Below are 12,124 nucleotides of genomic sequence, written 5' to 3'. Positions count from 1 at the left end.
AGCGTAGTACTTTAGTGGGATTGTGTTGTATTTTTTTGGCAGCTTGCAAGTTTGTGTATTTCACCTTAGCCTTCGCAAATCGAAGCGTTACGGCTGTTTCGAACATGAAATGTTCGAAAAGGAATTGAAATGTCCGATTTCGAGCATTTTGCGGCGTTTTTTGGCAATCTGATTGACCCATGCCGCCGCCATAATGAAACTTGGGATCGGCTGGCTGAGCGAATTGCCGGCGGTGTCTGGCGCGGCCGGATGCAGCACGATTCGTGATCCTGACAATGATACGGCAACGCTTCATACGATTCGCGGGGTTCTTGCATAGGCCGTTCGGCCAGCTATCGCGCCGCCTGGCTTGGCGCGATACTACGCGCGGAGCTCGCGTGTGAAGACGGCCGGAAGCATGCATGTGCCGTCGTGGCGGTCACGGCCGGTAACGCGTCGAGAGCATATTTAACCCGCTCTATCGGGAAGGTAACGAGACGTGGCAAACGGGATTCATGAGATGGGCCGCACCTTGAGCGCAGACTGGCCGTATCCGCGGCTGGTCGCGCATCGTTGCGGCGGTACGCTGGCGCCGGAAAACACCTTGGCCGGGTTCGACGCCTGCGTGCGTTACGGTTACCGCATGGTCGAATTCGACGCCAAGCTTTCCGCCGACAACCAGCTCTTTCTGATGCACGACGACACGCTCGAGCGCACCACGAACGGTCACGGCGCCGCCGCCGATCACACGTGGGCGCAACTGAGCACGCTGGATGCGGGCGCATGGTACGGCGACAGCGCGCAATTCGCGGGCACTCATCTGCCCACGCTTGCCGAGGTGGCCGAGCGCTGCGCGCGCGAGGGCATTGCCGCGAACATCGAGATCAAGCCGTGTCCAGGGCGCGACGCGATCACGGGCGCGCTGGTGGCAAGCGGCGCGTTGACTTTGTGGCAAGGACAAACGCCGCCGTTGCTGTCGTCGTTTTCGTTCGAGGCGTTGGCGGCGGCGCGCGACGCGGCGCCTGCGCTGCAGCGCGGCATGCTGTTCGAAGAAGTGCCGGCGGACTGGTTGCGGATCGTGCGGGAACTCGACTGCGTGTCGCTGCATGCGAGCCACCGCTATCTGAGTGAGCCGCTGGTCGCCGAGATTCGTGCGGCCGGGCTGCGCGTGCTGGCTTACACGGTGAACGACCCGGCGCGTGCGCACCTGCTCGCGCAATGGGGCGTCGACATGATTTGTACAGATCGCATCGATACACTGAATCACGACATGTTCTCCACGCTGGCCTGAACATGTCGGAGCTCGAACTAGAAATTTTCCAAACGTAGCAATTTCGGCAGAGGATGAGGAAGACCATGAACCGCACCGCGTTAGTCCGTTTACTTTCCATGTCGGCAGCGGCGGGCGTCGCCGCCGGCGCCAGCAGCATGGCTTGCGCCGCGCCGCTCGACACACTGATCGCCGCCGCCAAACAGGAAGGCCAGCTCACCGTGATCGCGTTGCCGCACGACTGGTGCAACTACGGCCAACTGGTGGCCGGCTTCCAGAAGAAGTACGGCATCAAGATCAACGAACTGAATCCGGATGCGGGTTCGGGCGACGAAGTCGAAGCGATCAAGGCGAACAAGGGCAACAAGGGCCCGCAAGCGCCGGACGTGATCGACGTGGGTCTGTCGTTCGGTCCGACCGCGAAGGCCGAAGGCCTGCTGCAACCGTACAAGGTCGCGACGTGGAACTCGATTCCGAAAGACTCGAAAGACGCTGACGGCTACTGGTATGGCGATTACTACGGCGTGCTGTCGTTCGAAGTGAACGCCGACATGATCGACAAGGCGCCGACCGACTGGAGCGATCTGCTCAAGCCGGACTACAAGAACGCCGTGTCGCTCGCGGGCGACCCGCGTACCGCCAACCAGGCCATCCAGGCCGTGTTCGCGGCGGGTCTGTCGCAAAGCAAGGGCGACGCGAGCAAGGCCGGCGCAGCGGGTCTGAAGTACTTCGCCGACCTGAACAAGAACGGTAACTTCGTGCCGGTGATCGGCAAGGCCGCTTCGCTCGCGCAAGGCACCACGCCGATCGTCGTGCGTTGGGACTACAACGCGCTGGCCGACCGCGACACGCTGAAGGGCAACCCGAAGGTGCAGGTGGTGATTCCGAAGACGGGCGTCGTCGCCGGTGTGTACGTTCAGGCGATCAGCGCTTACGCGCCGCACCCGAACGCCGCCAAGCTGTGGATGGAATACCTGTACTCGGACGAAGGCCAGATCGGCTGGCTGACGGGCTACTGCCACCCGATGCGCTACAACGAACTGGTGGCGGGCAAGAAGGTGCCGCAAGCGCTGCTCGACAAGCTGCCGCCGCCGTCGTCGTACAAGAATGTGGTGTTCCCGACGCTGTCCCAACAGGACGCCTATAAGGAAACCATCACGAAGCAGTGGGACCAGGCGGTCGGCGCGAACGTCAAGTAAGCGACGCAGATCGCCGCAGCGGCGGGGCGCGCTCCGCGCCGTGGCGGCGAACCGTAATCCGAAGTATTGCCGTCGGCGTGCTGCTCAAGTTGAGCGGCACGCCCGGCGTTTTGCCAGACAGTCTCAAGGGTGAGCTATGAGCGCTTCATCGGATGCTGGAGCGGTGCAGCCGGAACTGCTGGTTCCGCCTGTGCCCACGCCAACGCCTCGCGTCGACGGTCCGGGCCGCGCGTCGCAGTTTCTTGCCTGGATCGGCGTGGTGCCGTTCTTTACCTTCGCGCTGTTGTTCCTGATCCTGCCGACCGGTTTCCTGATGATCGGCGCGTTCCAGGACGCGCAAGGTCATTTCACGCTCGGCAATTTCCGTGACTTGCTGCAGCCCACCGTGCTCGACGCGTACTGGATCAGCTTCAAGGTGAGCGCCGCGTCGTCGCTCGGCGGCGCCGTGATCGGCTCGCTGCTCGCGTGGGCCGCGGTGCAGGGCAAACTCCCCGGCTGGATTCGCCCTACGCTGATGACGTTTTCCGGCGTGGCGTCGAACTTTGCCGGCGTGCCGCTCGCGTTCGCTTTCATCTGCACCTTGGGGCGCGTCGGCCTCGTCACCGTGCTGCTGAAAAAGTATCTCGGCTTCAATCTGTACTCCACCGGCTTCAGCGTTCTGAGCTTTTCCGGCCTGACGCTGACCTATCTGTATTTCCAGATTCCTTTGATGGTGCTGATCGTCACGCCCGCGCTCGACGGCCTGAAGCGCGAATGGCGCGAAGCCTGCGATTGCCTGGGCGGCACTTCGTATCAATACTGGCGCTACGTCGCGCTGCCGGTGCTGTGGCCGAGCGTGCTCGGCGCGGCGCTGCTGCTGTTCGCCAATTCGTTCGGCGCGGTCGCCACGGCCTACGCGCTGACCGGCAGTTCGCTGAACATCGTCACGATCCTGCTGTATGCGCAGATTCGCGGCGACGTGATGCATAACCAGAACCTCGGCTACGCGCTCGCGCTCGGCATGGTGCTCGTGACCGGGCTGTCGAACGGCGGCTACATCTGGCTGCGCTCGCGCGCCGAAAGGGGACGTCGATGAAAAGCCAATCGCGCGTAGGGGCGTGGACAGCGATGATCGTCGGCTCGCTGTATTTTCTGATTCCGCTGATCGCGACCTTCGAGTTCAGCATGCGGATGAAGCGCGGCGTGTACAGCTTCGAGGCGTATCACGTCGTGCTGAGCGATCCGCGCTTTCAGGCCTCGTTCGGGTATTCGATCTTGATGGCGTTGCTGACGATCGTCGTCGGCGTGCTGCTGGTGGTGCCAACCGCTTACTGGGTGCAATTGCGACTGCCGAGGCTGCGTCCGCTCGTCGAGTTCATCACGCTGTTGCCGCTCGTGGTGCCGGCCATCGTGATCGTGTTCGGCTATCTGCGCATCTACAACAGCAGCTCGATTTTGCCGCTCACCGGCAACGAGCGCGCCACGGATCTGCTGCTGGTGTGCGGCTACGTGACGCTGTCGCTGCCGTACATGTACCGCTCGGTCGACGCCGGCCTGCGCGCCGTCGACGTGCGCTCGCTCACCGAAGCGGCTGAGTGCCTCGGCGCGAACTGGCCGACCATTCTGTTCAAGGTGATCTTTCCGAATATCCGCTCGGGCATTCTGTCCGGCGCGTTTCTCACCTTTGCCGTGGTGATCGGCGAGTTCACGTTCGCGAGCCTGCTCGACCGGCCCGCGTTCGGTCCGTACCTGCAACTGATCGGCGCGAACCGCGCGTACGAGCCGTCGGCGCTCGCGATCATTGCATTCGTGATCACGTGGGCGTCGATGGGATTGATTCAGGTATTCGGTTCGGCCCGCGCGTTGAGCGGCCAGAAAGTTTGACGTCAGGTTGACGTTAAGTTGACGTTAATGAGAGTTTGACGCACTGAGGCGGCGAATCATGGCATTCCTTGAGATCGAAAATCTGCACAAGTCCTTCGGGGCGAACACGGCGCTGCATCACTTCGACATGAAGATCGAGCGCGGCGAGTTCATTACTTTCCTCGGGCCGTCGGGCTGCGGTAAAACCACGGTGCTGCGCATGATCGCCGGCTTCGAAACGCCGACGCGCGGCATCATCCGGCTCGACAACAAAGACGTCACGCATCTGCGCACGCGGCAACGCAAGGTCGGCATGGTGTTCCAGTCGTACGCGCTGTTTCCGAACATGACGGTGGCGGACAACATCGGCTTTGGGCTGAAGATTAATCATCGGCCGCAGGCGGAGATCAAGCAGCGCGTCGACGAGATGCTGCAACTGATCAAGCTGCCGCATCTCGGCGAGCGTTATCCGTGGCAACTGTCGGGTGGTCAGCAGCAGCGTGTCGCGCTGGCGCGCGCGCTGGCCGGCAAGCCGCAAGTGCTGCTGCTCGACGAGCCGCTCTCCGCGCTCGACGCGAAGATCCGCATTTCGCTGCGGCAGGACATTCGCGCGTTGCAGCGCGAGTTGGGCATCACGTCGATTTTCGTCACGCACGATCAGGAAGAGGCGCTGTCTATTTCCGACCGCATCGTCGTGATGAACGAAGGGCGCGTGGAGCAGGTCGGCACGCCGTCTGAGATCTACAACTATCCGCGCACGCGCTTCGTGGCATCGTTCGTGGGGACGCTGAATATTCTCGCGGGGCAGGTGGTCGATCCGGCGACGGGCCGGATGGCGGTGGACGGTCAGGAGTTGACCACCACCCAGACACTGCCGTCGGACGACGCCGGCAAGCAACGCCTGCTCGCCCTGCGGCCTGAAGCGATCGTGCTGGAGCCGGCCGCGCCGGGCCGCAACACGCTGAATGCGACCGTCGAAGAAGTGAACTTCCTCGGCGCGGTGGTGCGCATCAGAACGCGCGTGAAAGACGCGGTGATTTCGCTCGATGTGTTCAACGACCCGAATCGCGGTCTGCCTGAGCGGGGCCAGCCGGTGTCGCTGGGTTTCTCGCACGACAATCTGCTCGTGCTGGAAGAGGGCGCGGTTTAAACGTCGCCGGTTCAGGCGGCGCGTCTTCCAGGCCGAGCAAGGCAAGCCAGAAGCCAGGTCTAAACCCAACCAAAGCGCGCCGCCCAAAAGCCTCGGGGTTTTCCCGAGGCCCGCGTCTCGATGCATTCTGGAATCCCCGACACCCCTCGTCCGGATTTCCGGAATCCCGGACGGCGCACCTCGCCGCGTCTCAAAAAAACTATAAGAATCAACGCGCCGAGTCCGGCATCAAGCTGGCATCGACCTTGCAATTTAGAACACGCGGCCGCAACGGTCCGACAACTAAAGCAAGGAGACAACGATGTCCGATTTCCCTTCCCGGTATTTCTGAATTCGTCGTCTTGTCGCGGCCTAATGCCGCGCACAGGCGTGACGATTTTTCGTTCGCATGATGCGCGGCGTGGCAGGCCATGAGCTCATCCATATCGCAGGAAACATCGTGAAAAAACCTATCCATAAAGTGCTGTACGTCCAGGTGATCGTGGCGATCATCATCGGCATCGCGCTCGGACACTACTACCCGAATCTCGCCGTCGACATGAAGCCGCTCGGCGACGGTTTCATCAAGCTGATCAAGATGGTGATCGGGCCGATCATCTTCTGTACGGTGGTGACGGGTATCGCCGGCATGGAAGATATGAAGAAGGTCGGGCGCGTGGGCGGCAAGGCGCTGCTGTACTTTGAAATCGTCTCGAGCTTCGCACTGGTGCTCGGCCTGATCGCGACGCACGTGCTCAAGCCGGGCGTCGGCTTCAACATCGACCCGGCCACGCTCGACGGCAAAGCCGTCGCGTCGTACGCCGCGAAGGCACACGGCCAGACGACCGTGGACTTCCTGATGCACATCATTCCGGACACGCTCACGTCGGCTTTCGCGCAAGGCGAAATCCTGCAGATCCTGCTGATTGCGCTGCTGTTCGGCGCGGTGCTCGCGACGGCCGGCGAGAAGGGCAAGGTCGTGACGAATTTCATCGACGGTCTTTCGCATGTGCTGTTCGGCGTGGTGCGCATCATCACCAAGCTGGCGCCGATCGGCGCGTTCGGCGCGATGGCCTTCACGATCGGCAAGTACGGCATCGGCTCGCTGCTGCCCATGCTCAAGCTGATCGGCACGTTCTATTTGACCTCGATCGTGTTCGTGGTGGTCGTGCTCGGCATCATCGCGCGCGCGGTGGGCTTCAATATCCTGCGCTTCGTCGCGTACATCAAGGAAGAGATGCTGATCGTGCTGGGCACGAGCTCGTCGGAAGCCGCGCTGCCGCAACTGATGCTCAAGCTCGAAAAGCTCGGCTGCTCGCGCTCGGTGGTGGGCCTCGTGGTGCCGACCGGTTACTCGTTCAATCTCGACGGCACCAACATCTACATGACGATGGCCGTGCTGTTCATCGCCCAGGCGACCAACATCGACCTCACGTGGACGCAGCAGCTCACGCTGCTGGCCGTGACGATGCTGACCTCGAAGGGCGCCAGCGGTGTGACCGGCGCGGGCTTCATCACGCTGGCCGCGACGCTGGCCGTGGTGCCGACCATTCCGCTGTCGGGCATGGTGCTGATTCTCGGTATCGACCGCTTCATGAGCGAGTGCCGTGCGCTGACCAACATCGTCGGCAATGGTGTGGCGACGGTGGTGGTGTCGGCATGGGAAAACGAACTGGACCGCAACAAGCTGAATGCCGCGTTGCGCGGCGAGGTGGCGGTCAAAGAGCCGGCCGGCGTTTAAGCCGGGCTTCGGCCTCGGTTTCGACGCTCGGCGCGGTTTTCACTTCAACCCCAACCTCCACGGCCACCCGCACATGAAACGGGTGGCCGTGCGCCCGACCCCCGCGCCGCCGGCCGACGAAACTCGCGCCGGCGGCGCTTCGCCTTATGCCACAATAAACGATCCCCACCGATCGGATATTGCCAACGTGACGCGCCGCCTGCTGATCCTCTTCGCGCTCGTCGTCGGGCTCGTGGCGGCGTGCGGGCTCACGTACAGCATTGCGTGGCAACGCGGCATCGACAATTTGCGGCGCAACGCCGCAGTGCGCGTGGATCGCACCGCTAACGCGCTGAAGAGCACGCTCGAGCGCTACGAATCGTTGCCCTATCTGCTGGCCGAACATCCCATCGTGCAGGACGTGCTGGTCGATCCGACGCCGGCCAACGTGCAGCGCGCCAATCTCTATCTGGAAGACCTCAACCGCCACGCGCGCGCCACGGTCACCTACATCATTCCGCTCGACGGCTATTGCGTGGCCGCGAGCAACTGGCACGGGCCGCAAAGTTTTATCGGCGCGGGCTATCAATTCCGGCCGTATTTCCTCGACGCCGTGAAGGGCGGCGTGGGCCGCTTCTTCGGCATCGGCACGATCTCGCAGGCGCCCGGCTATTACATCTCGCAGCCGGTGCGACGCGAAGGGAAGATCGTCGGCGTGGCGGTCGTTAAACTCGACCTCGAATGGTTCCAGGGGGCGGATGCGTCCGAGCCGCTCGTCGTCGCCGACGACCACGGCGTGATCTTTCTCTCGTCGATGCCCGCATGGAAATATCACACGATCCGGCCGCTGTCCGGCCGGGTCGCCGATTCGATCTACCAGGCGCGTCAATACGCGCAACAGCCGATCGCGCCGCTGCCCGTCACGATCGAACGCACGCTGGAAGGCAATGCGCAGATCGTGCGCATTGGCGGCGGCCGCTATGCGCCGCGCTACCTTGCATCGCGGCGCGGCATGGGCGAGCCGGATTGGCATCTGATCACGATGTCGCCCGTCGATCCGGTCGATGCGGACGCGCGCAATGCGACCATCGTCACGGCTTTCGGCTATGTGTCGCTCGTGTTGTTCGCGTTCTACTGGCGCATGCGCCGCGCTCGCGTGCGCGAGGTGATGCGCAGCCGCGCGATGCTACAAAAGGCGTACGCGGAATTGAACCGGCGCGTGGCCGAACGCACGGCCGACCTCTCCGAAGCGAACGAGCAATTGCACAAGGAAGTGGCCGAACGCACGCGCGCCGAGCAGGAATTGCGCGCTGCGCACGACGAGCTGATCCAGGCGAGCAAGCTCGCCGCGCTCGGTCAGATGGCGGCGGGTATCACGCATGAATTGAATCAGCCGCTCGCTGCGTTGCGCGGTTTCTCGGACAACACGCTCGTGCTGCTGGAGCGCGGCGACCAGGCGTCGGCGCGCGAGAACCTCGAAGCGATCGCCGCGCTCACCGAGCGCATGGGCAAGATCACCAACCAGTTGAAACTGTTCGTCGGACGCGCGCGGCCACGCAGTGCGCGCGCGCCGATCTTGCGGGCGCTGCGCAACGTCGTCGCGCTGCTGCAAAAGCGCTTGCAAGGCGTGGAAGTCGAGTACGTGTTGGTCGACGCCGACCCAGATACCGACAGCGCCACGCGCACGCCGCTCAGTCTCGCCGACGATCATCCCGACCTGATCGCGCATTGCGACGACCTGCGGCTCGAACAGGTGTTGATCAACCTGCTCGGCAACGCGCTCGACGCCACCGCCGGCCTGACTCCGCCGCGCATCACGATCGAGGTCGACGTGTCGGCAAGCAACCTCTCGTTCGCGGTCAGCGACAACGGGCCCGGCATTCCCGACGACGTCCTGCCGCGGCTGTTCGAGCCGTTCTTCACGACCAAGGAAATGGGCCAGGGACTGGGCCTCGGACTGGCGATCTCGTCGTCGATCGCCCGCGATTGCGGCGGCACGCTGGTGGCGCGCAACGCGGCCGACGGCGGCGCACTTTTCGTCCTGACGCTGCGCCGCGCGCGCGTGCAGACGAGCCACACCCCGGACCCGTTGACCACGGGTTCATGAAACAGACGGAAAACGCCATGCTGAACCACGGCCTGCAAGTGCTGTATATCGAAGACGACGAACTGGTGCGGCGCGCGAGCGTGCAGAGTTTGCAACTGGCGGGCTTCGAGGTGATCGGCCATGCGTCGGCGGAATCCGCGGCGAAGATGATCCGCGCGGATTTCTCCGGCGTAGTGGTCAGCGACATCCGCTTGCCCGGCGCGAGCGGCCTCGATCTGCTCGCGCAATGGCACGAGCGCGCGCCCGACGTGCCGGTGATTCTGGTCACCGGCCACGGCGATATCTCGATGGCCGTGCAGGCCATGCGCGACGGCGCGTACGACTTCATCGAAAAACCGTTCGCGTCGGAGCGCCTGATCGAAACCGTGCGGCGCGCGTTGGAGCGCCGCAAGCTGGTGCTCGAGAACATCGCGCTGCGTCGTGAGTTGGCGGAACAGAATTCGGTGGCGCCGCGGATCATCGGCCGCAGTCCGGCAATCGAGCAGGTGCGGCGGCTGATCGCCAATGTCGCGCCGACCGATGCGTCCGTGCTGATCAACGGCGACACCGGCGCGGGCAAGGAGTTGATCGCGCGCAGTCTGCACGAGTTGTCGCCGCGACGTGACCGGCCGTTTATCGCGGTGAACTGCGGCGCGTTGCCGGAGCCGATGTTCGAGTCGGAAATGTTCGGCTACGAGCCGGGCGCTTTCACCGGCGCGGCGAAACGCCGCATCGGCAAGCTCGAACATGCGTCGGGCGGCACGCTGTTTCTCGACGAAATCGAAAGCATGCCGCTCGCGTTGCAGGTCAAGCTGCTGCGCGTGTTGCAGGACGGCGTGCTCGAGCGGCTCGGCTCCAATCAGCCGATTCGCGTGAATTGCCGGGTCGTCGCCGCCGCCAAGGGCGACATGGCCGAGCATGTCGCGGACGGTTCGTTCCGGCGCGATCTGCTGTACCGGCTGAACGTGGTGACGATTGCGCTGCCGCCGTTGGGCGAGCGGCGCGAGGACATCGTGCCGCTGTTCGAGCATTTCCTGCTGGACGCGGCGGTGCGTTACCAGCGTCCCGCGCCGATCCTCACCGATCGGCAGCGCGCCAGCCTGATGCAGCGCGACTGGCCGGGCAACGTGCGGGAGCTGCGCAATGCCGCCGACCGCTTCGTGCTCGGCGTCGCCGACGATCCGGTGATGTCGTTCACCGACGACAGCGCGGCCGCGCAACCGTTGAAGGAACGCGTCGAGCAATTCGAGCGGGCGGTGATCGCGGAGGCGCTGGAGCAGACCGGCGGCGTCGTGGCGGTTGCGGCCGACAGACTGCAGCTAGGCAAGGCAACGCTATACGAGAAGATCAAGCGATATGGCCTGGCGGCCAAAGGCGAAGGGGAGCGTTAGAAATGAAAACGCCGGCCTCTAAGTACGAGGCCGGCGTGTTTGAATCTGGTGCGATCTGCTAGTCGGGGTAAAACTCGGGGGTAAAACTTCGCAGTAAAACTTAAGCCGCGTTCAGCGCCTTTTCCAGCAGCTTGTCGAGTTCCGCGAACTGCGGCTCGCCGACATAGCGCTTCAGAATCTTGCCGTCTTTATCGACGAGGAACGTGGTCGGCGTGAGTTGCACGTTGCCGAACTGCTTGGCGACCGAACCGTCGTCCATGGCGACCTTGAACGGCAACTGGCGGGTTTGCGAGTAATTGGCCACGTACATCGGCGCGTCGTAGTTCATGGCGACGGCGACGAATTCGAGACCCTTGCCCTTGAAGCGGTTATAGGTCTGGACCATCTGCGGCATTTCCTTCATGCAGGTGTCGCAACTGGTCGCCCAGAAGTTGACCAGGTAGACCTTGCCTTTCAGGTCGGCGGTCGACACTTTCTGGCCCGACAACAGCGTGAAGGTGGCATCCGGCACGCGCTGCTGACCGGCAAACGCGAAATAACCCGCAACGGCGATCGCCACAGCGACAACGGCAATGATCACGTAGCGAAGCGGATTCGCGCGCTTGGCGGCGGTGGACGGAGTGGAGCTCATGAACGGAACCTCGAGAGTCGCGCAGAACGCGCGGGACAGTGCGCCGGTTTGGGCCTGGGGCCCGGGACTGTTTAGCGTCGCTATTGTAGCGCCATTCGGGTGGCGGGGCAGGACGCCGGCCGGCAGCGGATAATAGGGTTTTACGTTCTCGTCAGTCCGATCTTCCGTCCCCATGTTCCGAACTGCTTTTGACGTTTTGCATCGCGCCGGTTTCTTCTTCGCTCGAATTCCGCGTCGTCTTCCTTTTCTCAACCGGTTCGCCGTGGGTTCGCGCGGCAGTCGGCAACCGGCGGGCGAGGGTGCTGCCCGGCGTGCGCCACGCGCATGGACGCTCTTCGGTACCGCGGCTTGCATGCTGGCGCTGGGCGCCGCGCTGAGCGCCTGCTCGCCGACTTTCGACTGGCGCACCATCATGAATAACGACAACGGCTACACCGTCGACCTGCCGGCCAAGCCGGGCAACGATCAGCGGGCGGTGCAGATCGGCGGCGTGTCGATGCAGATGGCGATGCAAACCGCCGAGGCCGGCGACGCGGTGTTCGCCGTCGGCACGGTCATGCTGCCGAACGACAACGAAGCGACCCAGCGCGCCGCGCTGGACTTCCTGCGCACGGGGCTCGCCCGCAACGTGGGCGCCGCGCCGGACACGCGAGCGGTCCAGATTCCGCTCGCCGCGGGCGGCCAGGTGCTGGGTCTGGAGATGAAGCTGAGCGGCGAAGCCGGCTCGCAGCACGAAACGCGCACCGTCTACGCGCGGCTGGTGGCGCGCGGGCGCCACGTCTACCAGGCGGCCATCATTGCGTCCAAACCGCTGCAGCAGGAACAGGTCGACCAATTTTTTTCGTCGTTTCAGCTGTATTAAAACGGGTATTTTTGG

The 12,124-nt window shown here is 63.5% G+C and carries 11 protein-coding genes; 10 read left to right on the top strand and 1 reads right to left on the bottom strand.

All coding sequences use genetic code 11. The features are described 5' to 3' along the window. Positions 1 to 129: 129 nt before the first annotated feature. The 9 genes from GGD40_RS11005 (at position 130) to GGD40_RS10965 (ending at position 10,616) form a co-directional block, all read left to right on the top strand. The gene (locus tag GGD40_RS11005) at positions 130 to 267 is read left to right on the top strand and encodes a hypothetical protein (protein ID WP_179743707.1); all 138 of its coding nucleotides are present in this window, start codon (positions 130 to 132) and stop codon (positions 265 to 267) included. Positions 268 to 478: 211 nt separating this feature from the next. Next, on the top strand, positions 479 to 1,270 hold the full coding sequence (gene ugpQ, locus GGD40_RS11000) for a glycerophosphodiester phosphodiesterase (protein ID WP_373565276.1): 792 nt from the start codon (positions 479 to 481) through the stop codon (positions 1,268 to 1,270). 65 nt (positions 1,271 to 1,335) lie between these two features. Next, a complete protein-coding gene (locus GGD40_RS10995; RefSeq protein ID WP_179707097.1) occupies positions 1,336 to 2,448 on the top strand; it encodes an ABC transporter substrate-binding protein in 1,113 nt (370 codons plus the stop codon). A gap of 136 nt (positions 2,449 to 2,584) precedes the next feature. Further along, positions 2,585 to 3,523, top strand: a complete 939-nt coding sequence (locus tag GGD40_RS10990) for an ABC transporter permease (protein ID WP_179707095.1) — start codon at positions 2,585 to 2,587, stop codon at positions 3,521 to 3,523. Continuing rightward, entirely contained in the window at positions 3,520 to 4,311 is a 792-nt protein-coding gene (locus tag GGD40_RS10985; protein WP_179707094.1) for an ABC transporter permease, read from the top strand. The genes GGD40_RS10990 and GGD40_RS10985 overlap by 4 nt, the downstream gene beginning before the upstream one ends. 58 nt (positions 4,312 to 4,369) lie before the next feature. Next, entirely contained in the window at positions 4,370 to 5,440 is a 1,071-nt protein-coding gene (locus GGD40_RS10980) for an ABC transporter ATP-binding protein (protein ID WP_179743705.1), read from the top strand. A gap of 439 nt (positions 5,441 to 5,879) precedes the next feature. Continuing rightward, the gene (locus GGD40_RS10975) at positions 5,880 to 7,160 is read left to right on the top strand and encodes a dicarboxylate/amino acid:cation symporter (RefSeq protein ID WP_179707089.1); all 1,281 of its coding nucleotides are present in this window, start codon (positions 5,880 to 5,882) and stop codon (positions 7,158 to 7,160) included. A 73-nt stretch (positions 7,161 to 7,233) separates the two neighbouring features. Next, positions 7,234 to 9,246, top strand: coding sequence for a sensor histidine kinase (locus GGD40_RS10970; protein ID WP_179743703.1), 2,013 nt, complete (start codon positions 7,234 to 7,236; stop codon positions 9,244 to 9,246). Positions 9,247 to 9,263: 17 nt separating this feature from the next. Next, complete coding sequence (locus tag GGD40_RS10965; RefSeq protein ID WP_179707085.1) at positions 9,264 to 10,616, top strand: sigma-54-dependent transcriptional regulator; 1,353 nt, start codon at positions 9,264 to 9,266, stop codon at positions 10,614 to 10,616. Positions 10,617 to 10,716: 100 nt separating this feature from the next. Here GGD40_RS10965 and GGD40_RS10960 read toward each other — a convergent pair whose 3' ends face one another. After that, positions 10,717 to 11,247, bottom strand: coding sequence for a TlpA disulfide reductase family protein (locus GGD40_RS10960; protein ID WP_035553716.1), 531 nt, complete (start codon positions 11,245 to 11,247; stop codon positions 10,717 to 10,719). Between the two features lie 352 nt (positions 11,248 to 11,599). On the opposite strand from GGD40_RS10960, the gene GGD40_RS10955 reads away from it, so the two are divergent. Beyond that, positions 11,600 to 12,109 carry a hypothetical protein gene (locus GGD40_RS10955; protein WP_179743701.1) on the top strand — a complete coding sequence of 170 codons (510 nt, stop codon included), beginning with the start codon at positions 11,600 to 11,602 and terminating at the stop codon, positions 12,107 to 12,109. Positions 12,110 to 12,124 lie beyond the last annotated feature (15 nt).

This window comes from Paraburkholderia bryophila (assembly GCF_013409255.1).
GTDB lineage: Bacteria > Pseudomonadota > Gammaproteobacteria > Burkholderiales > Burkholderiaceae > Paraburkholderia.
The sequence above is the reverse complement of the archived record's forward strand: the minus strand, read 5'-3'. Positions and strand labels throughout refer to the sequence as shown.

Coding starts and splice junctions, on each gene's coding strand:
- GGD40_RS10985 (WP_179707094.1), top strand. CDS start 3,520: ATGAAAAGCCAATCGCGCGTAGGGGCGTGGACAGCGATGATCGTCGGC.
- GGD40_RS10980 (WP_179743705.1), top strand. CDS start 4,370: ATGGCATTCCTTGAGATCGAAAATCTGCACAAGTCCTTCGGGGCGAAC.
- GGD40_RS10970 (WP_179743703.1), top strand. CDS start 7,234: ATGAAACGGGTGGCCGTGCGCCCGACCCCCGCGCCGCCGGCCGACGAA.
- GGD40_RS10960 (WP_035553716.1), bottom strand. CDS start 11,247: ATGAGCTCCACTCCGTCCACCGCCGCCAAGCGCGCGAATCCGCTTCGC.
- GGD40_RS10995 (WP_179707097.1), top strand. CDS start 1,336: ATGAACCGCACCGCGTTAGTCCGTTTACTTTCCATGTCGGCAGCGGCG.
- GGD40_RS10990 (WP_179707095.1), top strand. CDS start 2,585: ATGAGCGCTTCATCGGATGCTGGAGCGGTGCAGCCGGAACTGCTGGTT.
- GGD40_RS10955 (WP_179743701.1), top strand. CDS start 11,600: ATGCTGGCGCTGGGCGCCGCGCTGAGCGCCTGCTCGCCGACTTTCGAC.
- GGD40_RS11005 (WP_179743707.1), top strand. CDS start 130: ATGTCCGATTTCGAGCATTTTGCGGCGTTTTTTGGCAATCTGATTGAC.
- GGD40_RS10965 (WP_179707085.1), top strand. CDS start 9,264: ATGCTGAACCACGGCCTGCAAGTGCTGTATATCGAAGACGACGAACTG.